Below are 26,203 nucleotides of genomic sequence, written 5' to 3' on the forward strand. Positions count from 1 at the left end.
TTCTTACTTACTTTTCTTCCATATACTTCACGATATCTTCTAATAGAAGATTTGCTGCTTTAATTCCACCAGATAGGTTCCAAATGATTTCATCTACTTTGTAGGCAGATTCCGTTTGTGCAACATTTAGCTTTTCATAAAGAGGATGTTCCATCCAAGCTTCTTGCATTTTTGTTCCGCCTTTTTCCTCATCATAGTCGGCATTGAAATAGAACATAACGTCACCATCCATGCTGCTCATCTGTTCTTCTGTAATAACTTCCATGAAATTATCTTTATCTTGCGCTTCTGGACGTGCAAATCCTAAATCAGAAAGGATTGTCCCTGCAAATGTATCTTTTTGATAGATACGAACCGTCGTTGGCAAGAATCGGACAACGGATATTTCCATATCCAATTTATCTACAAGCTTCCCTTTTACTTCTTCTACATGCTTATCGTAATTTGCCATTGCTTCTTTGCCTTCCGCCTCTTTATTCAACGCTTTTGCGTATAGTTCAAAGTTCTGCTTCCAATCTCCTGCTAAATCTTCAGAGAATACAGTTGGTGCAATCGCTTCTAATTGTTCATAAATCTCTTCGTGGCGAATTTTGTTTCCAATGATCAAATCAGGCTGAAGACTTGCGATTGTCTCAAGGTTGGGTGCTGTTTCTTCCCCTAGCTCTGTTACCCCTTCCATTTCGCCTTTGATATGAGCGTACCATTCCGTTCCTACACCAGGGCTAGCAGCACCGACCGGAGTGACACCAAGTTCCAATAAAGCTTCTGTTCCTTCGTTTGTAAGTACAACCACTTTTTGCGGCGTATCTTCAATGGTTGTTTCCCCCATTGCATGTTGAACCGTGTATTCTGAAGACTCTTCCTTTTTTACTGCATCATCGTCTTTAGAACTGTTCACTGTATCGCTTCCTGTATTGTTTGCTCCGCATCCAGCTAAAATTAATGTCAGTATACTGAATGTAAGCATTAATTGAGTAAACCCTTTGTACTTTCTCATTTCTATCTCCCTTTCTTTTGACTGTAGCTCAGCCTGTGTAATTGATAATGATTTTCATTATTATTATAGGTCGCAAAGACTAGGAATGCTATGCACTTTTTATACATTTTGCATGGACTTTTTCTCGCACGATTATTTTCAGGCACTATTCCGGACAAAGGTTGGAGTGGTTTGTTACAATATGCTTTATGAAAAGAATGGGACATTTTATGAAAAGAGGGATAGAAGTTGTTGAACAGTGGATTAGTGCTTGAAGGCGGAGGTATGCGCGGAGTATATACTGCCGGAATTTTAGAATATTTTATGGAAAAGGACTTATACTTTCCATATGTGATTGGTGTTTCTGCAGGAGCTTGTATGGCAGCTTCCTATCTATCCAGACAGCCAGGTAGAAACAAAAAGGTAAATATCGACTTCGTTGGAGACCCTAGATACCTTTCCTATCGTAACTTTTGGAAAAAACGACAGATGTTTGATATGGATTTTTTATTTGATGAAATTCCGAATAAACTTGTTCCTTATGACTATGAGACATTCTTGAACAGAACAGAGCAGTTTGTGGTCGTAACGACGGATTGCCTGACCGGTGAACCCATCTATTACAACATGGATCAACATGGAGAAGATATGCTCCAACTTATACGTGCATCAAGCTCTCTTCCCTTTGTTGCACCAAGTGTTGCCTATCAAGACAAAATGCTCTTAGACGGAGGAATCATTGATCCTATCCCTTTAAAAAAAGCTCAAAAAGATGGATTTGAGAAAAATGTGGTCATTTTGACGAAACCTGTTGGCTACAAAAAGAAAGCAAGCAGATTTTCTTCCCTTTTTAAATACAAGCCGTATCCAATTATCTCAGAACGTCTTCAGACACGTTATAAGCTATATAATGACACATTGGACTATGTGGCATCGGAGAAGAATACTGGCTCTACCTTTGTTTTTCAGCCGAGCAAGCCTTTACCTGTAGGCAGAATGGAACGAAAAAAAGATCGTCTTCAAGCACTATATGAGCTAGGGTACGAAGATGCAGAAAAAAACTACAAGGCACTACAAGAATTTTTACAAAACTAAGATAGAAACTGGTGAGACAAATGGCATTACATGCTGCCGATCTTAAAGATCTAGAACAACCCGTAATACAAGAAAATAAAATCATCCTTATCTGGAGCGCCACCGTTTGGCTTGTTGTCATGAATACGACCATGTTCAACGTTGCCTTGCCAAGTGTATTGAGCGAGCTGAGCCTATCCTCCTCCACTGCTTCTTGGATTGTATCTGGCTATTCCATCGTTTTCGCCATTGCAACTTTGACATATAGCAGATTATCGGATTTTTTACCGATTAGAAAGTTGCTGAGCACAGGACTTGGCTTATTGGCCATTTCATCGATTATCGGTTTCTTTTCCCAAGATTTCATCTGGTTATTGGCCGCAAGACTATTGCAAGCGGCAGGTGCCGGTGCTGTCCCGGGGCTCGCGATGGTGTTGGCGGGAAGATACATCCCTATTTCCAGAAGAGGAAAAGCGATGGCGTTCATCTCTTCTGCCGCCTCCCTTGGATTTGGACTTGGCCCGGTAATCGGGGGACTGATCACTCAATACTTGGGCTGGCATTATCTTTTTGTCGTGACAGGATTCGTTTTACTGTTACTGCCACTGTTTCGAAAGCTATTACCTCATGAAGAAACGGAAAAAATCAAATTTGACTACCTTGGTGGTCTGTTAATTGGTATTTGCGTAACAGGACTTTTACTATACCTTTCCACTTTTAAGATACCAATTTTACTGGTGAGTATTGCAGCACTCTTGTGGCTATGGCGTCATATACACAAGGTTTCTACGCCCTTCATCCAACCTGCATTGTTAAAAAACGGGCAGTTTGTGAAACTGTTAGGTATTGGATTTGGTGCATTTGTCACGCATTTCTCCGCGTTGTTTTTAATGCCCATTATGTTGGCAGTGATATTCAACAAGGAACCGGCAACTATTGGCTTGCTTATCTTTCCCGGTGCAATTCTTTCTGCTATCGCCGCTCAATTTATCGGCAGATTCATCGACCGCTTTGGCAATATCCCACTGATTTTGTTCGGTCAGGTGTTATTAATCATCTCCACATTATCATTTGCGTTGCTCGGGAACTTTTCCCCTTATGTGATTTTGGTTACCTATATGTTCATGAGTACAGGATTTTCAGCACTCACATCAAGTATTTCCAATGAGATATCAAGGATTTTGGATAAGTCGGAGCTTGGTGCAGGCATGGGGATTGCCCAGCTTGTCCAGTTTTTCGGGGGTGCCTTTGGAGTTGCATTGACTGGATTGTTGATTGTGTGGCAAGGGGACTTACCAGTGGAAGAGATATACCGCAATATTTTCCTTGGGGTTACAGGAATATTGTTACTGACTTCAGTTGTGTTTTATCTGTATAAAAGAAGGAAAGGGAGACAGTCTTAATGGATACCTTTTGCTTAATGAAGTAGCGATATTTCTCATCTTCGGTGCCAAAACACTATAGAACTATTCGATTCTGGCATCGCTCAGCTACGAATGCTGAACAAGTAGGATTTATTGAAAAGAAAAGCCTGCGACCTTTCGCTGAAAAGCGTTGGCCGCAGGCTTTATTATTGGTTATAAGAAATATTAATCCCCTTTATCAAACTTCTCCTGCGCTTGTGCAGTTCGTTTCGCATATGGCAGCGCTTCAAGCCGCTCATAAGGGATCTCTTCCCCAGTATCGACACAAATACCATACGTTCCTTCTTCTATTCTAGCTAATGCTTCGTCAATCTCACCTATCAATTTTTCATCTATTTGTTCAAAGGTTTGTTCCTGTTCTCTTTCGACTCTCTCCGCGTTACCTTCTGCTAAGTGGTTACCGATCCCTGTAGTGATTTCTCCAGAAGATTCGCGCATGGACTCGTCCAATAAACTGTTTTCCTGCTTTTCTTCTATGCTCTCTTTCATCTTTTCCAGTTTAGTTTGTAGTGTTTTCTGCTCTTCTTTTGTTAATGTCATATCTATCTACTCCCTTCATCTAGTGAAGGTATACCCTTAGGAGCACCGAATAAAACAAACCGGTATTCTAGGATAAAATGTCTGCTAGGGCTTTTTCGATCTTAGGATACTTGAATTGATAGCCTTCTTTTTCTAACCTTTCCGGAATGACCCATCTGCTTTTTAAAATTAATTCTGGTTCGGTCCTGATGATAACAGCACCAATCTCGAGCATCCATCTTGGGGATGGCAACCCAATCTTTTTATTCATTATCCCTCTCATCTCAGCCATGAATTGCTTGTTAGAGATAGGATTCGGAGCAGAGCAATTGAACACTCCCTGCAAGTCTTTTCTATCTCTAATGAAAAGCATGATTCGATAAACATCCTCTATATGTATCCAGCTGAACTTTTGTGTACCAGGTCCCTGAATTCCACCCAGTCCAAATGTGACAAGGTTTTTAAATGGAGTCATCACACCACCATCTTTTCCTAGGACTATGGCAATCCGCAATGCCGCTTGTCTTGTTTGTGGCAAGTTAAAATCAAAAAAAGACTTCTCCCACGCTTTTGCAACCTCTACGGAAAAACCCTCTCCTATCTCACCGGTTGTTTCCGTCATCGGTCTGTCCTCAGCATGTCGGTAAATAGTCGCAGTACTAGAGTTAATCCATAATCCAGGAGGGTTAGAAACAGACTCAATAGCTTCCCCAAGAATTCTGGTTGTCTCTGTCCTTGAATCAAAAATCTCTTGTTTATTTTTCTCATTATAGCGGCAATCAACCGATTTTCCAGCCAGATTAATAATCAGCTCGGCATTATCGATCGCAGCTTTAATTCCTTTAATATCCGTCCAAGCAACGTGTTGAGGCTTCCTTGAAATAATGATAACTTCATAGTTTTGTTGTATAAACTGCTTTTCTAGATATTGACCGATGAATCCGGTTCCTCCTGCGAGGACAACTTTTTTCTTCAAGGGTGTTCCTCTTTTCTAATCATTTTTAAATGGCCAGCAATTATTCAAGCTCCCTCATCAGCTTTAGGGGTTTCCTTCTTTCACCATAGTCAGAACGTGTTATTATCAAACTCTTTTTTTACGAAACTCCCATTTCTCCAATGCTTTTTGAAGAGTAGAGTAAATAGTGATATGGGAGAAATCAAGTCCAAGATGGATGGCTGTTTGTGCTACTTCTGGGCGAACACCTGTTATAATGCTTTTTACTCCAATCAGCTCTAAAGCGGTGACAACGATAAATAACTGATTGGCTACCATGGTATCTACAATAGGAACACCTGATAAATCGATGACAAGGCAATTTACATTCTTTTCCTGACACTGTTTAAGGCTTGTTTCTGTAATAACTTTCGCTCTTTGTGTATCAATGCTTCCTATCAATGGAAGAACACTGATTTCATTCGTCAATTTTATAATTGGCGAACTTAACTCTGATATCATTTCTTGTTGAGCCAAGAGTGTCGCTCGGTGATAAGCTGTATAGGTTGCAACGAATTCTTCGATAACATTATCAAACGCATAATGGAAAAGGTTAGACCAGGTTAACAGCTTCTCAGGAGTAATCGAGTTGGTAGGTTCTGATGCAAATTCATTAATTTTTTTCCAGTAAATTTGACGGAACACTTTAAACTGAGGAATGATTTCATTTAATTCCGTATTGGTGGAAACTCTATCCTTCGCAACATCAGAAGCCCATTGTTTAATAGCATCATAGTTGGATTCCGTATCAGCATTGATGAAAATTTGAGCAATAGTTGTAATGAACTTCTTGTTTTGGGTACGTAACTTCTCACCAATGATAGGAGCAGTACTTGAATAGATACTACCTTCCTTTGCTTTTTTAGACTGGAACCAAGAGTTAGTCAAGGAATCCGTATTATTTACAATAAAATCATGTAATGCCACGTTCTTTTCCATAAAAAGCCCCTTATTTAATTTATTTTAGTATATTATAACGCTTTCAGACAGGAAGAGCACTACCCTGATACGATCTAGTATATTGTTGTTAAGATACAACAACTTCTTTCATCTTCCTAGCTATCAACGTCCAAGCCTCTTCCGCTTTTTCCTTTGGGCCTAAGTGGGTAAACGCATGGAAACAGTCTTTATATAGCTCATATTGTACGTCTACCCCCGCTGCTTTTAATTTCTCAGCATAACATTCGGCCTCTGGTTTAAATGCGTCATGCTCGGCATTCAGAATAAGTGCAGGAGCTAAGCGCTCACTAACATCAGCTAGGACAGGGGAGGCAAGTGGATGGCCAGCATGTTCTTTTTCAGGTAAATAACACATGTTAATAAAATTTGCTACTTGAGGATATCGAGAACGCCACCGATCTGGTTCTGGTTTATCTGCGTGCGAGGTAACAAAGTCCAGCATTGGACAAGAAAGCACTTGGAGAAGTGGCTGATTGTCCCCTTTCTCTTCAAGGTATAGACATAGCGCAGCTGCGATATTTGCACCTGAACTTTGGCCGCCAACCATGACTTTTTCTACATCAATATTTAACTCATCCGCTCTACTTTTCAACCATTGAATGATGTCATAGCCCTGTTCAATCGGTTTAGGAAAACGATACTCCGGTGCTTTCACATAATCAACATTAACAACAACACATTCTGCTTGATTACAAAGGAAGCGACAATAAGGGTCATCCATTTCACTATTGTTCATAATAAATGCCCCACCATGGAAGTTAAGGTAAACAGGGAGGTTCTTTTGGTTGGCTTTTAGGGGATAATATAACGATATTTTAGTACGGTTGACAGATGTTTCAATTAACACATCTTTTTTCATTTTTATCTTCTGCAGAGGTACCATTGGTGTTTTTAACGCTTTATTAGGTAAGAGGCGTAGTAATTTTGCGATAACAGACGTGAACATCAGCTAATCCTCACTTTCATTATCTTCTACCATATTATTCATTCTTAAGACGATGTCGTGTGGTTGTGAATAGAGTTGAATTAATTATGATCCATTTTTTAAAAAGTGTAACTTTTACATTATAAAAACGTACATAATAAGAGTTTCTATTGAGGAGGAAGATCATGTTTAGAGTAGGCAGTATTTTTATTCCAGTTACAAACATTAAAGAATCAACAGAATGGTATGAAAAGTTTCTTGGTGCAAAGATGATTGATAGTTGGGGAGATGGTGTTGGATTTTATTTATCAACAGGACCAACACAATTAGCCTTGGTAAAGGTGGAATCCCCACAGCCTACTGAGTTCAGAACCCATGGTGATCAGAAAAATGGCTATTTTAATTTTGTTGTTGATGATATTGAGAAAACCCATCAACATTTTAAAACTAATGGTATAGTTACCTCTGAGATAGATGATTTTGGAGGAATGAAGTTTTTTGATTTCTTTGACCTAGATGGTAACCCATTTAGTGTGGTAAATGAAGTCGTCGGCTCCCCCTACCATTCAGATAATGTCAGAAAAATGCAGGAACGCGACATAAAAAATTAATAAATAGTGAAAAAGAATTACCATTCTATTAAGATAGGTAATTCTTTTTAGAATTTAATTTGAAAGACAGAATAATATATCCAAATTGCTTTTGGGTTCAATGATGTGACACTAATTTATTATTTCTTACCTTTTTTTCGAGAAATACAGGTGCTAGATTTATTAATATAGAAACAATTGTCAAAAACCATAATGCCATCTCCATACCAGGTACTACATCCTCAATAGCTGCCCAATCTTTCACTTCTACCCAATCCGATACAAGACTGTATTCTGCACAAAGTGTTAATGCTGTAAATGACAAAGCTAGTGCCATGAAAAGCTTATAATCCTTTCCTAATGCGAACATATAAAGATTAATACAAGTTACTACTATTGCAACGACCCCTAATATTACCCACACAGCTATTCCCCCATATATATATCTGTTTATAGCGTTCATTAATGTTCTACCATAACCTGCTAGATTGCTTAATACCAATTATTTCAAAAATGAGTGATAAACTCAATCTTTTCTGTTCATTAAAATAAAAAATCACGCTCTTTTATAAACGTGATTTCTTAAAATAAATTTCTTACTGAGCTGACTCCTGACAGAACTTGGTGACTATTTATCAAGTCGTTTGTTAACTTCAATCGTAATGAACTCCGGCAAATAATTAGGAGTACACCCTTTTGATACCATTTCATTTTTGTAAAGACCCGTTTTCTCACCAAGATTTATACAACGTGCTCGATACTTTTCATCATAGACGCCTATCCAGCCTGCAGTAAAATTCATAGCCCACTGAACTTCTTGTTCTTCTTCGGTAATAGTAGTTTCAATTGCAGATAATAAGTCTGAGTTGTTTTCAGGCGGTGTTTGTCCTGTCCATCTTAATCGCGCTTGAAAATACCAGAAAGCTCGCCTTTGAAGAGCAGAAGGACTATTTTCCCATGATTCCATCAATGCAATGTTCTTCTTGTTTTTGGTGAGCTGATTAGCCATTAACCAATCCATTAAGTTATTTCTCTCATCAATTGAGTGAGTCTGCATGTCCTTATCAAGCTCATTTAAAACATCTTGTGAAAGAAGTGTTTTATCCATAATTAAGATTGACAATAGTCTGGGCAAAAACTCTCCAGTTGACCAAAGTTCCATAGCTAGTTCGTGATCTTTTTTAATGTCCTTCGCGATTTTTCGTAAGTCGCCTAGCTTAGTTTTACTATTGATCTGAAGTAGAATGTTTTCTGCCTTTGATGAGCGTTTTATTTCTGTGCTTTTATTTTGATTCATTTGAAACAACTCCTTATTAAAGCACTGTTTCATAGTAGGTCTTTAGCGGTTTATATCAATAACTAAATCTCGTTAAAAGTTTTATTTCATACAATTGTACCATAACAATGGAAAAGGAGTGATTCATTTCGCCGTTACTTATGGGACGGTTCTCCACTAATAGTGCCAAACTACATTTTCAGCAATGGTCCGTTTGTTGAAATTCTGTTACCATCCTCTCTAACAATAAAAACAGGCCTTCCAATAAAAGAAAGGCCCATTCTCCCCTTAGGAAACTCTTATTCCACCGTACTCTTCATCTCTTTCTCTACAATGTCCCGTAAAGCACGTTTCAGGAATTTCCCTACCGATGTCTTCGGTATTTCTTCCATGAAGATTACTTCATCCGGCAGCCACCATTTTGCGAACTGAGGGGAAATAAAATCAATGATCTCTTGTTTAGCAACTTTGCCGACGTATGCTTCTTTCAGCACAACGCAAGCGACTGGTCTTTCCTGCCATTCGTCATGTGGAATAGCGACGACGCTTGCTTCGAAAACTGCCTCATGTGCCATGATGGCGTTTTCCAAGTCAACAGAGGAGATCCATTCGCCACCGCTTTTTATTAAGTCTTTTGTACGGTCGACGATTTTAACTACTCCTTCTTCATCTACTGTAACGACATCACCTGTGTGCAGCCAGCCATCAATAAAGGCATCTGCCGAACGTTCGTCTTTATAGTACTCGTCTGCAATCCATGGACCTCGGAGGCATAGTTCTCCCATTTCCACGCCGTTCCATTCAACTTCCCCTTCTGCACCGACAATTTTCATCTCGAGGCCTGGTACCAACAATCCTTGCATGGAGCGGATATCTAGCATTTTTTCTTCATCTAGATCTGTTTGATGACTTTTCAACCTGGAAACTGTGGCAAGTGGCGTCGTTTCAGTCATTCCATATGCATGTAAGAAAGGTATTCCGTATTTCGTCTCAAATACTTTGATCATCCCTCGAGGTGCAGCGGAACCACCACATAATATTGCCCGTAGGCTTGATGTGTCATACGATCCCTTTTCCAATTCATTCAATAAACCAAGCCAGATGGTCGGAACGCCGGCAGTCAAAGTGATATTCTCACTTTCAATCAACTCTGCCAAAAGTTGCGGTGTGAACTGTGGTCCTGGAAGCACTTGTGTCGTTCCAAACCAAGTTGCCGCAAACGGTAATCCCCACGCATTTGCGTGGAACATCGGCACAACCGGCATGCATGTATCATACTCTGATAGCCCTGCCGTATCCGCTAATCCAAGTGCAAAGCTATGAAGGACCAAAGAACGGTGGGAGTACACAACACCTTTTGGATTACCGGTGGTGGCGGAAGTGTAACAAATTCCGGCCGCGTCGTTTTCATCGATATCTTTTATAAAGGAGTAGTTCGGGTCTCCTTCTTCTAATAAATCCTCATAAGAGAAAACAGGATGTAAGGAAGTTGATGGGAGTTCTTCTTTATCTGTCATAATGATGAATGCTTTCACTGTTCCCAATTGGTCCTTTACCCGTTCCACTAACGGAAGCAAATCTTCATCCACAAAAAGCACCACATCTTCTGCATGATTGACAATATAAGACACATGCTCGGGAGCCAGTCTGATATTGATCGTATGAAGTACTGCCCCCATTCCTGGAATTCCAAAATAGGTTTCCAAATGGCGATGATGATTCCAAGCAAAAGTTCCTACTCTATCGCCTTTTTGCACCCCAAGCTTTTCTAGCGCACTGGATAATCGGCGTGTCCGTTCCCCAATTTTCCTGTAGGACAAACGCTGCACGCCAGATAGAGTTCTTGACACAACCTCCTTATTCGGGAAAAATCTTTCTGCTCTTTCCAACATGGAACTGACGGTCATTGGTACATTCATCATCTAACATTACCCCTCTCAATTAAATGAATTTTAGCTTACATTAAAGCTTGTCCAGCCATTTTCCTGTATGTTCCCCCACAGTTGGTGCATGCAAGTATCCGTTTGAGCTTCCACCATGCATTGCAACCTTTACATTTCCTGCTTCATCCTGAAAAATACTTTTATTTTCTGTAAAATACGGATAACTTGAAAGTTCCCCTACTTCCAACACCGGTGTTAAGCAGCAATCGACCTGTTGGCTAAACGTTGTCCACTCTTCAAAAGTGCGACTAGCAAACAACTCTTCCATCCCTTGTGCAACAGGATTGGTGTTTCTTCTGATGGAAAAATGTGCTCCAAGCCATTCCTCCCGGTCCACCGCTTCGCAGAAATTCTGCCAGAATTTATATTCCAGTGCGCCGAGGGCCATAAATCGCCCGTTCTTCGTTTCATAAATTCCATAGCTGATGAGTTCCCCGTTCAGTAGCGTGATGCCTTGCTCCTCTCCTACCTCCTGATGAATGAACAAGTGCGTCCCCATCAAAGAAGTGGAAACATCTGTAAGACTGATAGAGTGGTAGCCTCCTAGACCTGACCGCTCCTTTTTCCATAATAGTGCTAGCACCATCTCACAAGCCGCCATACTGCCAAAATAGTCTGCTATGGTGATGGAAGGGTGTATGGGGCGTCCAGATCTATCCTTTAATTGAGCAAGCAATCCGCTTAGTGCCATATAGTTAATATCATGGCTTCCAAGCTGGCTCCAATCACCATTGTTCCCGTAACCTCTAATGGAACAATAGATAATGTCTAGCTTTCGCATTTTAACAGGTTCATAGTCTAGTCCAAATCGGGACATTACACCCGGCCTGAAACTTTCAATTATCACATCGCAGCCTTCTACCAAACCCAAGATTTTTTCCCTGTCTTCTTCTTTTTTCAAATCGACGGACACACTCATTTTCCCACGATTATTAGCGAGATAAACCACACCAGTTCCTTCACGCTTTATTCCAGTGTGACGGGCGGGATCACCTGCCAACGGTTCCACTTTGATGACCTCTGCTCCAAGATCCGCGAGCCGTTGCGTGGCATATGGACCTGGGAGATAGTTGGTGAAATCTAGTATTCTAACGCCTTCTAGCAATTTTTCTATCATCGGGATGGTGCTTCCCCTGTCATAAGCTCTTCCATCTGCTTTCTCAAGACAAACTTTTGAATTTTCCCGCTCGCATTTCGAGGCAGAGCATCCACAAACATGTATTTACGTGGGCGTTTATAACGAGCAAGCTCGGAACTATTCAAACAGAAATCATCCAGTTCTTCCTCTGTCACTGAATCATTCTTTTTCACCACAAACGCAGTTACCGTTTCTCCCCAACGGTCATCTGGCAGGCCGACAATGGCTACATCCAGAACTGCAGGGTGCTCATACAGTACATCCTCGACTTCTCGTGGATAGATGTTTTCCCCGCCGCTGATGATCATGTCATCCACCCTGTCTTTTACATATAAAAAACCTTCCTCATCTAAATAACCAATGTCACCTGAATGGTACCAACCTTTATACATGGCAGCTGCTGTTGCTTCTTCCCTGTTAAAATATGAGCTCATGATGCATGGGCCTTTCACAAGGATTTCTCCTGCCTCTCCTGCAGGCAACATATCTTCTGGGTCACTTGGTCCATCTTCGTTCTGGCGCACAATTCGAATTTCATGGTTCAAGCATGCCTTTCCAGCAGAACCAGCTTTCCTGAGCTGATCTTTTTCTGAAAGAAAAGTAATCGCGGGTCCCATTTCTGTCATGCCATATGCTTGGACAAGGGAAATTCCAAGTAAGTCGTGACATGCCTTGACAAGTGCCGGCGCCATTGGCGCTGCCCCGTATAATCCAAGATTAAGGCTGCTCAAGTTATACTCATTGAAATTTTCTTGTAGCAGCATATTCCACATAGTTGGGGCTGCAAAAAACTTTGTAACCTTTTCCTCTTGAATCAATTGAAGCACCTTTTTCGGTTCGAAATGATGCAGGATGACATTTTTTCCACCAACATGAATTCGAGGGATGACAGCACAGTGCAGTTCCGCGCAATGGAACATCGGGGCGGTCACCAATCCAACATCCTCCGCTTCAAGCTTAGTGGCGGAAATGACAATTAAGCTTTGTTCCGCCATATCTCTATGTCGATGAACGACTCCTTTTGGTCTTCCCGTTGTTCCGCTAGTGTACATGATGGCATATGTGTCGTTTTCTAGGACGCTGATAAAAACTTCATCAGTGGAAGAAGTCTTTAATTTTTCGTGATAAGCGGAGGAATAGTTGGTTTCTTCCCCATCGATAACCCAGAATCCTGTTTCCTCGAAGCGCGCCGCAATGGAAGCAACTACAGGCTCCAATGCTTTTTCATACATCACTACTTTGGGCTTTGCATCGTTTAGAATGAACGCCACTTCCTCCGGCTGCAAGCGGAAATTGATTGGATTGAAGACTGCTCCGATTTTTGCACAAGCAAGCATCGTGGTCGCCAATTCCTCTGTGTTAAAAAGTAGCGTGGAGACCCTGTCCCCTTTTTTCACTCCTTCTTCCAACAGGGAATTGGCTAATCTGTTTACTTCCACATTCCATTCTTTGTAGGTATAACGTACATTTTTCTTCACATCATAAAGCGCTTCTTTATCTGGAAACTTTTGTACTGTAAGATCAAAGATTTTCCCAATCGTTATTGACATCTTTCATCCTCCTACTTTTCATGAGTTGGTTTATCATTTCGTAGTAATCATCAATGGTGCCTGTGGTTAGTACTTTTATTAGACAGTTTCACTGTTTCAGTACCAGCTATGGATTTATAGAGAACTTCAATTTAGTTTTTTTATTAATGGGATTCGGGCGTTTAGAGCCTTTCTATGATGGTCGCGTTCGCCATTCCATGCCCCTCGCACATTGTTTGGAGGCCGTATCTACCACCAGTACGTTCGAGTTCATGCATCATACTTATCATTAATCTAGCTCCACTTGCCCCTAGAGGATGACCTAACGCAATTGCCCCACCGTTCGGATTAAGTTTTGCTGGATCAGCTCCTGTTTCCTTCAACCATGCCATCGGTACCGGAGCAAATGCTTCATTAACTTCGAACACATCAATGTCATCAATGGACAGGCCTGATTTTTGCAGTATTTTTTCGGTAGCGGGAATCGGCCCTGTCAGCATCAAGGTTGGATCAGACCCGACCACCACTCTTGTATGCACTTTGAATCGCGGCTTTAATCCAAGCTCCAAAGCCTTTTCCTTTGTCATTAACAGGAGGGCAGCTGCTCCGTCACTGATCTGACTTGCATTCCCCGCATGAATAACGCCGTCCTCTTTAAAAACAGTCTTTAATCCACCAAGCGCCTCCACGGATGTTTCCTTGCGAGGACCGGAATCATCCTTCATCATAAATGTTGAACCATCTTCCAATGTCACTTCAATCGGCATGATTTCTTTTGCAAAATAACCCTCTGCTTGCGCCTTTAATGCTTTTTGATGGCTTTCATAAGAGAAGGTATCTAACTCCTCGCGGGTAAATCCGTATTTCTCCGCAATTCTTTCTGCGGATAGCCCTTGATTGATGATTTCATATTTTTCCTGCAGTCTGTCACTAAATGGCGCCTTTTGATAGTTGGATCCCATCGGCACTCTTGTCATATTCTCAACTCCGCCTGCAATCACGACGTCCATGTCACCTGAAAGAATAGCCTGTGCCGCAAAGTGGACAGCCTGTTGACTGGAGCCGCACTGGCGATCAAGAGTAGTACCTGGCACTTCAATCGGAAAACCTGCAATCAAGGCGACAACCCTTGCGATGTCCCCGGCCTGTTCTCCAGACTGAGTCACACACCCCAGAATGACGTCTTCCACAAGTCCAGCGTCTATCCCGGTACGATTTACAAGTTCCTTCAGTACTTCCCCAGCCAGATCATCCGGCCTGAAATCCTTCAATAACCCTTTCCTTCTTCCAACAGGTGTTCTAACCCCTTCTACAATGACGACTTCTCTCATGGTGAATAATCTCCCTCCCTACAATCCTAAGTTTTTGGCAATAATCGTTTTCATAATGTCATTGGTGCCTGCATAAATACTTGCAACTGGAATGTCACGATATCTTCTTGCAATCTTGTATTCTTCCATATAACCGTAACCGCCATGAAGCTGCATACACTGGGTTGCAATGTTTCTTGCAATTTCTGTGAGCTTCCATTTCGCCATCGATACCTTTGTCACCACATCTTCCCCGGCAATATGATCGGCGATGAGCTGGTCAAGAAAAGCTCTTCCCATCTCTACTTCTGTTGCCATTTCCGCTATTTTAAACTGAGTATTCTGAAATTTACTGACAGGTCTACCGAACGCTTCCCTGCTTTTTACATAGTCAATCGTGGATTGCAGCATTTCTTCTGAAGCGATCTGGGCTCCAATGCCCACCAACAGCCTTTCCTGCTGCAGTTTATCCATTAAGTATAAGAACCCGCGACCTTCTTCACCAAGTAGATTCTCCTTAGGAACCTTACAATCCTCAAAAAATAACTCGGCTGTGTCTTGAGAATGTAACCCCACTTTGTCTAGCTTCCGGCCTCTAGAAAAGCCTGGATGTCCCCTTTCAATTACTAGCAGACTGACTCCTTTATGCTGCGGGCGAATTTCTGTGTCCGTCTTCACTGCCACAATCACTAAATCAGCATGAATGCCATTCGTGATGAACGTTTTTGCACCATTAACAATATAATGGTCGCCCTCTAGTCTTGCAGTTGTTTTGATATTTGCTAAATCAGATCCCGTCCCAGGTTCTGTCATTGCAATAGCCGTAATTGTTTGTCCAGTCACACAAGAAGGCAACCATCTCTGCTTCTGCTTATCTGTCCCAAAGCTTGTGATATAAGGGACCGCAATATCGTTGTGAAGTGCGACGCCAATTAGGCCAGTTCCGACACGCTCGAGCTCTTCGTTAATGACGACGGAATAACCCCAATCTGTTTCACTACCACCATACTTTTCATCAATATCAGGACAAAGATAGCCCTGTTCCCCCATCTTCGTCCAAAACGAACGAGGAATAATGCGATCATTTTCCCACTCATCATAAAAAGGAACTGCTTCTTTTTCCAAAAACTTACGCAATGATTTTCTGAAATGTTGATGATCGTCTGTTAAATATGGATGTTTTCTTGGTTCTCTCTTTGTTGAAAGCGATTTCAATATACTTCACCCCTATGCTTTTACTTGATTAAATTGCTGTCTCAGTTGATATTTCAGTATTTTTCCAGAAGCATTTCTAGGCAGCGTCTCTTCCACAAATATTTTACGTGGAACCTTGTAGCCAGCTAGCTTTTGACGGCAGAACTGCTTTAGTTCCTCTTTATTGACCACTTGATCCTTATGAGGAACCACAACTGCACATACCGCTTCTCCCCATACCTCATCCGGCAGTCCGATAATAGCCGCCTCGAGAACTTGAGGGTGTTCGTACAACACTTCCTCTACTTCAATGGAATAGACGTTTTCCCCTCCCGAGATAATCATGTCTTTTTTGCGGTCCACTAAGGTGATATTACCTTCTTCGTCAATGGTGGCCAAATCTCCTGTATATAACCATCCATCTTTTAACGCAGCTTTCGTTTCTTCTGGTTTTTTATAATATTCTTTCATGATGGATTCACCTTTAAGGACAAATTCCCCCACTCCACCAACTTCAATGTCCGCACCAGTTTCATCGACGACTCTTGCTTCCGTTAAAAATGAAGGTTTCCCATTTTTTCCGAGGTGTTTTTTGTGACCATTAGGATCCAATAATATACCGTTTGGACCAGCCTCAGTTAAACCACATAGATTGAAAAATTGATCATTTTTAAATAAATTCATGCTCTTTTTTACAAGCTCTGGAGCCATTGGTGCCGCTCCATAACCGCAACGCTTAATGGAGGATAAATCGTAGTTATCTGCATTAGGTACCTGTAAAAGGAAGTTGAACATAGCTGGCACTCCAAAGAAATGAGTGATCTTATGTTCCTGTATCGCTTGAAGTGTATGAACTGGATGAAAATCACGATGAATGAAGTGTGTCGCCCCAAGCACCGTTCCCGATACAAGGAATAAATTCAGTTGTGCAGAATGGAACAACGGTGCAATATGTAAAAAGCGCTCTTGCTGATTGATGCCCATACTGATCATCATAGAAAGGCCAACATTGAAGATTCTTCTGTGATCAAACAAAGCACCTTTTGGACGTCCGGTCGTTCCAGAAGTGTACAGAATTTCTAAATCATCTGTTTCAAGTACTTCCACTGTTGGGTCCTCTTCGTTTATTGATAGGACTTCCCTATAAGAATTGTTTTCAGAAATAGTTGGCGTCCCCACCACAATTACATTTTCCACAGCACTTCCTGGGATTGCCTTTGCAATAGTTCCTTCAAATTCTTCGTCACAGATTACTACTTTCGCTTCTGACTGCTCTATAATATATTGAATTTCAGAGGAGGTTAAACGGAAGTTCATCGGTACGATAACGGCACCGATTTTTGCACCTGCAAAATAAGAGAAAACAAAAGTATCCGAGTTTTTCATCATGAAGGCCACTTTGTCCCCTTTAGAGATACCCAGCTTTAACAGTCCGTGAGAGAGCTTATTCACTTCCCTGTTGAACTGATCGTAATTATACTGTCTCCCTTCACAATCAATGGCTAGCTTCTCTGGCACCTTTCTGGCGTTTTGCGACAAATACATTCCAATGTTCATACACTTTCCTCCCTTTTATTTGACTCAACTATGTATATGCAAGAATTGTGCCAAGACTCTTAGATATGCCTAGGTAGGAATCTTTACTCTCTGTTTTTTAAAAAGCGTCCAATATTTGGACACTTCAATGTATACACTGTATATAGTGAATAGAAATGTATCACTGGACCAATTTTTTAAAAAGTTTGTTCCAAAAATCAATCAAAAAAGACGATTTCCCTCAAGAATCCGTCTTTTCTAACATTCACTTCTCATTCAATTGGTATTTCTTCAATTTGTCATAAAGACTCGACCGGCTGATCCCCAGCATTTTTGCCGCCTTCGCTTTGTTTCCTTTTGTTTTCGTTAACGCTGTTTCAATTGCTTGACGCTCTGCACTCTCTACCATTGACTCTTCCTGTGTAACGGCAATTTCTTCTACCAGTACTTTAGGACTTGCAAGCATATAATCAGGTAAGTCCTCTATTTTAATTTTCCCATGCTCGGCAAAAGTCATCGCCCTCTCCATCACATTTCGAAGTTCACGGACATTTCCTGGCCAATGATAGGACATCAAGATATGTTTTGCCTGTGGCTCGAAACCTGTAATGCTCGTACCAATAATGCGGTTTAGGTCGCTCATCATTTTTTCGGAAAGAATATGTATATCCCTCATCCTTTCACGTAGAGGCGGAATGAATAAAGAAATGACATTTAAACGGTAGTAAAGATCTTCACGGAACGTCCCTTCCTTCACCATTTCTTCCAAGTTACGATTGGTAGCGGCAATTATTCTTACATCTACATGAATCCTTTTCGTACCGCCTACTCGATAGAATTCTCTCTCTTGGAGCACCCTTAATAGCTTGGCCTGGAGATTCAAGGACATGTCCCCTATTTCATCTAAAAATAAGGTGCCTCCATTTGCTAAGTCAAACTTTCCAATTTTCCCTTTAGATCTGGCCCCTGTAAAAGCACCATCTTCATATCCAAAAAACTCGGATTCTAACAGGTCTTCTGGTATCGCTGCACAGTTCACCACAACAAACTTTCCATCTTTTCTAGCAGAACTGTTATGAGCCGCATGTGCAAATAGCTCCTTACCTGTCCCGCTCTCCCCTCTGATTAATATGGTAGAACGACCTTTTGCTGCTTTTGCCGCACTCTTTTTTATTTTTTCCATTACTGGATTTTCGGTAATGATATGCTCCCAAGTAAATCTTGCACTCTCGGATTTTTTCAGTTCTGTATGATAGAAGCTTGCTTTGTTTTCTGCCTTTTGAAGCCTTTTGAAAAGTTCATTGACTTCATTCAGTTGCCTGTACATAATCTTCACAATTGCACCGACCATACGTCCTTCTTGTAAAACCGGGATGCGGTGAATAATATACTTGATTCCATTGATTTCATGAAAATCGCTAACTTCCGCTTCTTCCGTTTCAAAAATCTTTGATAGTTGAAAATGCGGAAATACCTCATCTGTTTTTTTATGTAAAACTTCCTGATACTCCATGTTGAATAATTCCAATAGTGAAGGGCTGACCATTTGAATTGTTTGTGTATCATCTGCCAACAATATTCCATCATAGGCATGATCCATTGCTGTCTGTAGCGATTGCTTCAAATTTAATGTTCTGGTAACATTCAGAAGTCCCATCACCATATCCGCTTTCGTAAAGAGACCAAGGACTCTATTTTCAGGATCAACAACGACACCAGTTCCAACTGAACTATTTCGAACAATTTCCTGTAATTCTCTAAAAGGAGTATCTTCCTTTAATGAATAGACATCTTTTTTGATGAAATCCTTTATTGGACTGGTGAGGGGCTTCCCCTGTTTCACCATTTGGAAAAGTCTGCTTCTTGTAAAGACACCAATTAATTTTTCATGTGAATCCACAACAGGCAAGATACCATATTTTTCTTGATTCATTATGTTTAATGCGTCTGCGAGTGTTGTGCTTTCTTTTATTTGATATGGTATTGGCGTTATCATTTCTTTTAAGGAGATCACGGACTTTCCACCCTCTTGTCACAATGTATCTCTATTGTAGCTTAGTTTCGTACTTTTTAGAATATTTTATCTTTTTAAGTATAATACCCCCTCCCTTATTGGAGAAAGGGGTTCGTGTTATGCTTTTCCTTATGCAAATCTTGGTAGGAAGATTGCTAGTAATAAAATCAAGGGAGTTTTTCAAAAAGTGCATTTACAGCAAAAAAACGGATCTCTTCAATGAAATCCGTTTAAGCTCTTCTTACTTTTACCTTCCTTATTTCGGCTGCATTCTAATAGCTCCATCCAGCCGAATGGTATCACCATTCAACATTGGATTTTCTATGATACTTTGAACCAGTTGGGCATATTCTTCAGGGTACCCCAGTCGTGATGGAAATGGCACCATTTTCCCTAGTGAGTCCCTTGCTTCTGCTGGTAAGGAATCAAACATTGGGGTGTGAAAGAGCCCAGGGGCAATGGTCATAACTCGGACTCCAAATGACGCGAATTCCCTGGCAATCGGCAAGGTCATTCCTACTATTCCACCTTTGGAAGCTGAATAGGCTGCCTGACCAATCTGACCGTCGAATGCTGCGACGGAAGCGGTATTTACAACAACACCTCTTTCCCCTTCTGCGTTCGGTTCGTTCTCCTTCATTCGTTCAGCCGCTAAGCGAATTACATTGAATGAACCTATCAGATTAATAGAGATAACTTTGGAAAAGTCATCAAGCGAATGGGGCCCTTTTCGGTTCAATACTTTTTGGGCCACTCCAATTCCAGCACAATTCACCACCGTATTTATGTACCCGAAAGTATCAATGCCATTATCTAAGGCGTTGCAAACATCTTCTTCCTTTGTAACATCTGTTTTTACAAATAGGATAGAATCACCTAACTCTGCCTTTAACCTTTCACCTTTTTCTTCTGATAAATCTGCAACAACTGCTTTTCCTCCTTTAGAAACAATATTCCTGACAGTTGCCTCCCCAAGTCCGGAAGCTCCCCCCGTCACGAGTGCTACACAGTTTTGAATATTCATAGAAAACTACCTCCTTTAATGTACTACTAAAGTTTATGCAAAAAGCATGCCAGTAAAGTTAGTAGTGTTTTCAAGATAAGTGTATGGAATCTGTACAACCTGTATGAATAACGGAACCATCTATATAAAAGAAAGGGACACATCGCTTTCCAAGATGTGTCCCCTACCTTCTCTTATTTTATTTTCACTTTGATTTGTTCTGTAATTCTTGCAGGGTATTCTACAATTTTCAACGTAATCGGACTGACCATTTTATCCGTATCCAAGATCATCCCTTGTTCAAACATATTTGTTCCATCGATATATGAATATGTTCTAGTGTTATATTCATGGATGGTCCCACTTGCATCCACGATGTTGTTATCAAAAAGTGAAAAGAAGTAATTATGGTCCTTTGGGTCGACCTCAATCTGAAAATAAATCCCTTTCACATCTTTTTTTCCATCTTCAAGCCAAACCTTTTTTAACCGCTCATCACTTGGTGCCTTGATGAAGCTTTCATTTTCTAAGTCTATAACAACTTCCAGTTCGTCTTTAGGGAGAGCGGTAAACGAGGAGAAGACCAGGTCAAGTTGCTGAGGTTCAGAAAAGTAATTGCTCTCAAAGTACTTTACTATTTTGTTATCTTCCATTGAAGAGCCACCGTCTGAAGTCCATCTATTACCTTTTTCATCTTCAAGCGCTATATCATCAAAACGGAATATCTCGTGTGTGTTAGACTCGTCATATTCTAAGAATAACGCAATCCGGGTTGGATGAATTTCCATCTTTTCAAAGTAGATGGACTGTCCGCCTGCTTCTACGGCCTTGTCAATTAAAATCTCTTTCGTAATTGCTGAAAATTTTCGTGTATCAACTTCAATAGGAAAATTCAGGCCATTTATAACCTCTACTTCATTTATATTAATGCCAGTTTCTAAGTTAAATTTTTCAGGAATTATCATTCCATCCGGATAGGTAACTTTTAATTCACCGGAAACCTTTTCACCTTTCCTTACTTCACTATGACTTCCATAAGTCATCCCATACTCACCGAGTTTTTCACCTGACTGTGATGTCAATTTGATATTACTCAGATTAATTGTGGAATGATTGTTATCACTTTCAATGGTATAAAACACCAGCATCTGCGTTTCATCCACTATGATGGCATCTATTGTCAATGACACGCCATCTTTCTCTTTTCTGATTCCCACTTCTTGAAGGTAGTCGTTTTCTACAGCGGACATAATTCCTTTATTATGACGAATCAGCTCCACTATCCTGTCCATTCCCGGAATCGTGCTGACGTAGTTTGCGAATGCCGGGGATACCCTAATGGTGGTAAGGAAAATAATCAGGAGGATGCTTGCAGCAACCATGCCAATTCTCCAGAAAGGAGGCCGTGCAGTTTTTTTCCCTTTTATAATTCCACTTCTAATGTAATCATCAATATCACAAGGGACTTCTACATTACCGTACTCCTTTTTTAGCGCTTGCAACTTTTTCTCTTCTTTTTCAAACATGCTTGCTTCCTCCCTTCTCATCCCAGTACAGACGTAATTTTTCCAAGCCTTTTCTTAACCACGTTTTCACGGTATTCTCTGAAGAATCCATTACTTTTGCTATGTCTTTTATCATAAAGTCCTCCATATATCGAAGTTGAATGACTGTCTGATATGGATCACCTAACAATGAAATAGCCTCTTGGACTTCCAATTGCAGTTCATTATCTTCTGTATATGGCTCTTGCATCTTCATTTGCATATTAGGCTCCCGTTTTTTCTTTTTCCATTCATCCCTGCAGTAATTAATCATGATCCTTACAAGCCAGGTGGAAATATAGTCTGCCTGTTTTAGTTTTTTCATCCCTTTATATGCTCGATAGGTTACCTCTTGAATGGCCTCAAGCGAATCCGCTTCATTTTTCAAGTAGGAATAGGCAATTCGATAGAGTTGTTCCTTATGTGTTGAAATCAGGATGAAAAATGCCTCTTCATCTCCCTTTTTTGCTTTCTCCACCAACCATTTCTTCTCCAAAACCTCACGCTCCTAAAAGCTCTTTTGCTGTCATCTACTCATTAGACATTTTGATTTGTCAAAAAGTTTTAACAAAATAAAAAATCACCCGTTGACTTTCAAAACAGGTAATTTTTCCTAACATCTACATTATTTTAACACCCTTTCAATTAGTCTTTCTCTACCTTTCAAGCATTCCACTTCAATTTTTCGACATTTCACCCATAAATCCTAGATACATCAGTTTAAATTTCTAATAATTATCTATTATCTGTTAAAATAAATCCTAAGAACACAATTGAAGGAGTCTATACCAAATGACCAAACGATTAATGCTTATTACTCAAAATATTGGAGATGCATATACTCAACAAATTAAAGAAATTGCCCCAGACTTTGACGTTATAATAGGAAAAGATAAAGAAATCTGGGAACCCCATGTAAATGACGCCGAAATAATTGTTGGATGGAAAAAGGAGCTTGAAAATCTTTCACTAGACGCAGGCTCTCATCTTAAGTGGATACAATCCTGGAGTGCAGGTGTCAATAGCATGCCGCTGTCTAAACTATCTGAGAACGGAATTATCCTAACAAGTGCAAATGGGGTTCATGCTTTCCCAATTTCTGAGACGATCTTTGCTTTGATGCTAGGGTTAACTAGAAAAATTCATACATATGTAAAGCAACAACAGCACAAAGTATGGCATCATGCACAGATGAACCTTGAAATTCACGAGAAGACTATAGGTATTATCGGAGTAGGAGAGATAGGAAAAGAAACAGCTAAAATTGCCAAAGCATTTCGAATGAAGGTTTTGGGTGTCAGACATTCCGGTAAACCTACTGACTATGTTGATGAGATGTATGCCTCAGACAGGCTCCATGAAGTATTACCTAAATGCGATTATGTAGTGATTACACTTCCTTTAACTAAAGAAACGGAAGGGATGTTCGGAAGTGAAGAATTTAAACGAATGAAAAATTCTGCTTTCCTCATTAATATAGGGCGCGGTGAAGTAATTGTAGAAAATGAACTTGTACAGGCCTTACAAGAGGACGTAATTGCTGGCGCAGGGCTTGATGTCTTTATCAAAGAACCGTTAGATGAAAACAGTCCTTTATGGGGTATGAATAATGTCATTATTACCCCTCACACCTCAGGGTCAACCGAGCATTATTCCAAACGTGTAATAGAGGATATTTTCATTCCAAATCTCAAACACTATCTAAAAAGTGAAAAGCCGTTAATAAATGTTGTTGATTATAAAAAAGGTTATTAAAAATGGTTTAACCCATTAGGTTTAAGGGTAATTACGGAGAGAGTTAGGGGGAACTATACATGCATCGGAACAGTGAATTACATACATTTTTATTAGAAAAAGCAAAAGTTCTTACAGAAGAATGGTATGAATCCTTGGATAAAGTCAATTCCAAGGGGGTTTATGCTTCCACAAATCCTGATGTAATTGCCACACTAAAAAAACAAAATTATGCTTTTCACCTTCAATTATGTAAAATTTTTATCGAAGAAGAAGAAAAATTCTTCAAAGATTTTGAGGAATGGATTTTGTCTATTGCACAAGATGATCAGCATCTAAAAACGCCAATCCATCATATCTTAAAGGAGTTCTTCCGGGTTCGGGGACAGTACTTGGATTTTATTGACGAGTTTGTTGCCCTTCACCAAGAGGAAAAAGAACAACAGTTGTTATATAACCATATGATTACGAAAGCTTTTGATAATGTGGTGTTTAAGTTCGTCGAAGAGAATCAAAAGTATGCAGAAGAACGTCTGCAAGCACAGCAAGACATGATTAAAGAATTAAGTTCACCTGTCATTGCCCTCGATAATAACCGGGCACTCTTGCCTTTAGTTGGGGACATTGATACAAGCAGAGCAAGATTTATACTTGAAAACACCTTGGAGCAATGCGGTGAAAAAGGAATCAATCACTTATTTATTGACCTCTCAGGCGTTGTAATTATTGATACACTTGTGGCAGACCAAATATTTAATCTCATTAAGGCCCTGAACCTAATTGGTGTCAAGACGACCCTATCAGGCATCAGACCGGAAATAGCCCAAACCACTGTTCAATTAGGTATATCTTTCCAAAACGTATCCATCAAACCTACTTTGGCAGGCGCACTGACTCTGCCTCCTTTATCAACTACCCGACGCTAACATGTCGGGTTTTTTTATTTCTAGGCTGATAAAAAATGGCCTATTGTGTTTAAAGTCTATCTAGAAAGAGAATTTAAACTATATATATATCTGAGTAGATAGGATATATGAAAAATAAGAAGAGAATCCCTTCTTCTTATAAAAGGAGTGAAGAGAGATGGAGAAGTTACTTAGTGAGATACTAGCAGAATTAAAAGAAATAAAAGCTGCGCAATTAACGATAATGAAAGAGCAAGAAGCTCTGAAACAAAATTGCGTTGATTTAAAAAGAGGTGTTACCAATCTAAAAGATGGACAACAAGAAAAAAATACGTTAATCAAACACACCCTCACACTCCAAATTGAAAATATGCTAGAAATAAGAAATGCGTTAAGAACATTGGAACAAAATCAGAAGCCATCTGTCGTCCCAAAATAAGTCGTTCGAAAACAGAAAACACTTCGCTCAATAAGGAGGAAGTGTTTTTCTATTTAACCTTTTGTGCTAATTCACTATTTTTCAATGTATTTAATTCCCGGTAAATGTCTAAGATTTCTTCTTTTTTCATTCTCACCAGACCACTGGACGATGGTGCTACAAAATCGATCGTCCCCTTAACTAGGGTCCTATTTTGTATGCCCCATTCTACTTGACGTACACCGCTATATTCCTGATAAACACCTTTTCCTACAAAGCAGACAATTCTCGGTTGAAAGTGCTCTATCTTTTCTTTCAATTCCAATCTACCTATTTGGTACTCCTCTTTGGTAATGTCCGCCGCTCCAACAGTCGGCTTCGAAACGATATTAGTCAAACCATAATGTAGCTCTACTAACTTGAAATCCTCAGTCGGAGCATACTTTCTAGGCGTAAGTCCTGATTCAAAAAGGATGGTCCAAAACCTGTTGGTTGGATTTGCATAGTGGTGACCCGTTTCACCAGAGCGAATACTTGGATTGTAGCCAACAAAAAGAATATCTAGATTATGGTCGATATGGTCATATATCGCATCCATTTTTTCACCTCTCTCCTATTATTTATTTTATCAAGTTTAATAAAAAAGACCAAACGGATGCTTCCCGCCTAGTCTTTTCATTATCTATTATTAAGCGGTCAATTCTCTGATTGCTTTCATTAGTCCCAATTAATACTCTAGTTGAAAGATCCGATTTATGTGAAGTACGAACCCTTTTGCGGTATCCAGGAATGGAATGTAACGAAGATGTAGGGGCAACGCCTAAAAAAGCGGAAGAGGTCTTAGTAGTATTTTAATGTTTGGCGGCATTTTCATATCTTCTTGCGCTTGCTTGAGATAACGATACATTGCTTTACTGCCAACCGAGTTTGCAGAATGAATAGTAATTCTATCCGCATACAGCTCGTTCTCCACCATCTTATGAACGAGCAGCAGACCATTTCGGTGTTTATTCAACAAGTCATGGTCCAAAGAGAGATGCCCAATCGCATGGTTCTCTAACAAGGTGAGGCACTGGTCAATGTCTTCTGCGAGTATATACCCATCAGGACATGTTCGACTATCATCAAGAAATACATTGATTTTCAAGATGACACCTCCAAATATTCGACTTAGCTATAGTGTAACATACTTTCGTT

General features: G+C 40.2%; 25 protein-coding genes. 6 read left to right on the forward strand and 19 right to left on the reverse strand.

Features of this window, described 5'->3' with window-relative positions:
• Positions 1 to 7: 7 nt before the first annotated feature.
• Positions 8 to 997: an ABC transporter substrate-binding protein gene (locus HC179_RS20595; RefSeq protein WP_168866061.1), complete on the reverse strand. Its 990-nt coding sequence runs from the start codon at positions 995 to 997 to the stop codon at positions 8 to 10.
• A 228-nt stretch (positions 998 to 1,225) separates the two neighbouring features.
• On the opposite strand from HC179_RS20595, the gene HC179_RS20600 reads away from it, so the two are divergent.
• Positions 1,226 to 2,071 (forward strand): patatin-like phospholipase family protein, encoded by an 846-nt coding sequence (locus HC179_RS20600; RefSeq protein ID WP_168866062.1) that lies wholly within the window; start codon positions 1,226 to 1,228, stop codon positions 2,069 to 2,071.
• A 20-nt stretch (positions 2,072 to 2,091) separates the two neighbouring features.
• Positions 2,092 to 3,453 carry an MFS transporter gene (locus tag HC179_RS20605; RefSeq protein WP_168866063.1) on the forward strand — a complete coding sequence of 454 codons (1,362 nt, stop codon included), beginning with the start codon at positions 2,092 to 2,094 and terminating at the stop codon, positions 3,451 to 3,453.
• 186 nt (positions 3,454 to 3,639) lie between these two features.
• On the opposite strand, the gene HC179_RS20610 is transcribed toward HC179_RS20605, so the two are convergent.
• From HC179_RS20610 to HC179_RS20625, 4 genes are all read right to left on the reverse strand, one after another.
• Positions 3,640 to 4,014: a TraR/DksA family transcriptional regulator gene (locus HC179_RS20610; RefSeq protein ID WP_168866064.1), complete on the reverse strand. Its 375-nt coding sequence runs from the start codon at positions 4,012 to 4,014 to the stop codon at positions 3,640 to 3,642.
• Positions 4,015 to 4,081: 67 nt separating this feature from the next.
• Positions 4,082 to 4,969 (reverse strand): TIGR01777 family oxidoreductase, encoded by an 888-nt coding sequence (locus HC179_RS20615; protein WP_168866065.1) that lies wholly within the window; start codon positions 4,967 to 4,969, stop codon positions 4,082 to 4,084.
• Positions 4,970 to 5,074: 105 nt separating this feature from the next.
• Positions 5,075 to 5,926, reverse strand: a complete 852-nt coding sequence (locus HC179_RS20620) for an STAS domain-containing protein (RefSeq protein ID WP_168866066.1) — start codon at positions 5,924 to 5,926, stop codon at positions 5,075 to 5,077.
• An 88-nt stretch (positions 5,927 to 6,014) separates the two neighbouring features.
• On the reverse strand, positions 6,015 to 6,893 hold the full coding sequence (locus HC179_RS20625) for an alpha/beta hydrolase (RefSeq protein ID WP_168866067.1): 879 nt from the start codon (positions 6,891 to 6,893) through the stop codon (positions 6,015 to 6,017).
• Positions 6,894 to 7,057: 164 nt separating this feature from the next.
• Here HC179_RS20625 and HC179_RS20630 point away from each other — a divergent pair, with 164 nt between their 5' ends.
• Positions 7,058 to 7,483 carry a VOC family protein gene (locus tag HC179_RS20630; protein ID WP_168866068.1) on the forward strand — a complete coding sequence of 142 codons (426 nt, stop codon included), beginning with the start codon at positions 7,058 to 7,060 and terminating at the stop codon, positions 7,481 to 7,483.
• Between the two features lie 97 nt (positions 7,484 to 7,580).
• Here the strand turns inward: HC179_RS20630 and HC179_RS20635 are convergent, their stop codons facing one another.
• The 12 genes from HC179_RS20635 to HC179_RS20690 all read right to left on the reverse strand — a co-directional run bounded on the left by HC179_RS20635 (position 7,581) and on the right by HC179_RS20690 (position 22,445).
• Positions 7,581 to 7,886, reverse strand: coding sequence for a hypothetical protein (locus tag HC179_RS20635; RefSeq protein ID WP_168866069.1), 306 nt, complete (start codon positions 7,884 to 7,886; stop codon positions 7,581 to 7,583).
• Between the two features lie 204 nt (positions 7,887 to 8,090).
• The gene (locus HC179_RS20640; protein WP_168866070.1) at positions 8,091 to 8,759 is read right to left on the reverse strand and encodes a DNA alkylation repair protein; all 669 of its coding nucleotides are present in this window, start codon (positions 8,757 to 8,759) and stop codon (positions 8,091 to 8,093) included.
• Positions 8,760 to 9,037: 278 nt separating this feature from the next.
• Positions 9,038 to 10,660 carry a long-chain fatty acid--CoA ligase gene (locus HC179_RS20645; protein WP_168866071.1) on the reverse strand — a complete coding sequence of 541 codons (1,623 nt, stop codon included), beginning with the start codon at positions 10,658 to 10,660 and terminating at the stop codon, positions 9,038 to 9,040.
• 40 nt (positions 10,661 to 10,700) lie between these two features.
• Complete coding sequence (locus HC179_RS20650; protein ID WP_168866072.1) at positions 10,701 to 11,798, reverse strand: CaiB/BaiF CoA transferase family protein; 1,098 nt, start codon at positions 11,796 to 11,798, stop codon at positions 10,701 to 10,703.
• A complete protein-coding gene (locus HC179_RS20655; protein WP_168866073.1) occupies positions 11,795 to 13,369 on the reverse strand; it encodes a fatty acid--CoA ligase in 1,575 nt (524 codons plus the stop codon). Before HC179_RS20655 ends, HC179_RS20650 begins: the two co-directional genes overlap by 4 nt.
• Positions 13,370 to 13,530: 161 nt before the next feature.
• Complete coding sequence (locus HC179_RS20660; RefSeq protein ID WP_168866074.1) at positions 13,531 to 14,679, reverse strand: thiolase family protein; 1,149 nt, start codon at positions 14,677 to 14,679, stop codon at positions 13,531 to 13,533.
• Between the two features lie 18 nt (positions 14,680 to 14,697).
• The gene (locus HC179_RS20665) at positions 14,698 to 15,873 is read right to left on the reverse strand and encodes an acyl-CoA dehydrogenase family protein (RefSeq protein ID WP_168866075.1); all 1,176 of its coding nucleotides are present in this window, start codon (positions 15,871 to 15,873) and stop codon (positions 14,698 to 14,700) included.
• Positions 15,874 to 15,885: 12 nt separating this feature from the next.
• Positions 15,886 to 17,409: a class I adenylate-forming enzyme family protein gene (locus HC179_RS20670; RefSeq protein WP_168866076.1), complete on the reverse strand. Its 1,524-nt coding sequence runs from the start codon at positions 17,407 to 17,409 to the stop codon at positions 15,886 to 15,888.
• A 244-nt stretch (positions 17,410 to 17,653) separates the two neighbouring features.
• Positions 17,654 to 19,402 carry a sigma 54-interacting transcriptional regulator gene (locus HC179_RS20675; RefSeq protein ID WP_168866077.1) on the reverse strand — a complete coding sequence of 583 codons (1,749 nt, stop codon included), beginning with the start codon at positions 19,400 to 19,402 and terminating at the stop codon, positions 17,654 to 17,656.
• A 256-nt stretch (positions 19,403 to 19,658) separates the two neighbouring features.
• Entirely contained in the window at positions 19,659 to 20,426 is a 768-nt protein-coding gene (locus HC179_RS20680) for a 3-hydroxyacyl-CoA dehydrogenase (protein WP_168866078.1), read from the reverse strand.
• Between the two features lie 173 nt (positions 20,427 to 20,599).
• A complete protein-coding gene (locus tag HC179_RS20685) occupies positions 20,600 to 21,931 on the reverse strand; it encodes a DUF4179 domain-containing protein (RefSeq protein ID WP_168866079.1) in 1,332 nt (443 codons plus the stop codon).
• On the reverse strand, positions 21,924 to 22,445 hold the full coding sequence (locus HC179_RS20690; RefSeq protein ID WP_168866080.1) for a sigma-70 family RNA polymerase sigma factor: 522 nt from the start codon (positions 22,443 to 22,445) through the stop codon (positions 21,924 to 21,926). The genes HC179_RS20685 and HC179_RS20690 overlap by 8 nt, the downstream gene beginning before the upstream one ends.
• Positions 22,446 to 22,741: 296 nt before the next feature.
• On the opposite strand from HC179_RS20690, the gene HC179_RS20695 reads away from it, so the two are divergent.
• The 3 genes from HC179_RS20695 to HC179_RS20705 all read left to right on the forward strand — a co-directional run bounded on the left by HC179_RS20695 (position 22,742) and on the right by HC179_RS20705 (position 25,027).
• Complete coding sequence (locus tag HC179_RS20695) at positions 22,742 to 23,704, forward strand: D-2-hydroxyacid dehydrogenase (RefSeq protein ID WP_168866081.1); 963 nt, start codon at positions 22,742 to 22,744, stop codon at positions 23,702 to 23,704.
• A gap of 59 nt (positions 23,705 to 23,763) precedes the next feature.
• A complete protein-coding gene (locus HC179_RS20700; protein WP_168866082.1) occupies positions 23,764 to 24,609 on the forward strand; it encodes an STAS domain-containing protein in 846 nt (281 codons plus the stop codon).
• A 157-nt stretch (positions 24,610 to 24,766) separates the two neighbouring features.
• On the forward strand, positions 24,767 to 25,027 hold the full coding sequence (locus tag HC179_RS20705; RefSeq protein WP_168866083.1) for a hypothetical protein: 261 nt from the start codon (positions 24,767 to 24,769) through the stop codon (positions 25,025 to 25,027).
• A 49-nt stretch (positions 25,028 to 25,076) separates the two neighbouring features.
• Here the strand turns inward: HC179_RS20705 and HC179_RS20710 are convergent, their stop codons facing one another.
• Complete coding sequence (locus HC179_RS20710) at positions 25,077 to 25,604, reverse strand: mismatch-specific DNA-glycosylase (protein ID WP_168866084.1); 528 nt, start codon at positions 25,602 to 25,604, stop codon at positions 25,077 to 25,079.
• A 222-nt stretch (positions 25,605 to 25,826) separates the two neighbouring features.
• On the reverse strand, positions 25,827 to 26,153 hold the full coding sequence (locus HC179_RS20715) for a cyclic-phosphate processing receiver domain-containing protein (protein ID WP_197284291.1): 327 nt from the start codon (positions 26,151 to 26,153) through the stop codon (positions 25,827 to 25,829).
• Positions 26,154 to 26,203: the final 50 nt, after the last annotated feature.

The sequence above is a fragment of the Bacillus sp. RO1 genome (assembly GCF_012524115.1).
In the GTDB taxonomy this organism is placed as follows: domain Bacteria; phylum Bacillota; class Bacilli; order Bacillales; family Bacillaceae_I; genus Sutcliffiella_A.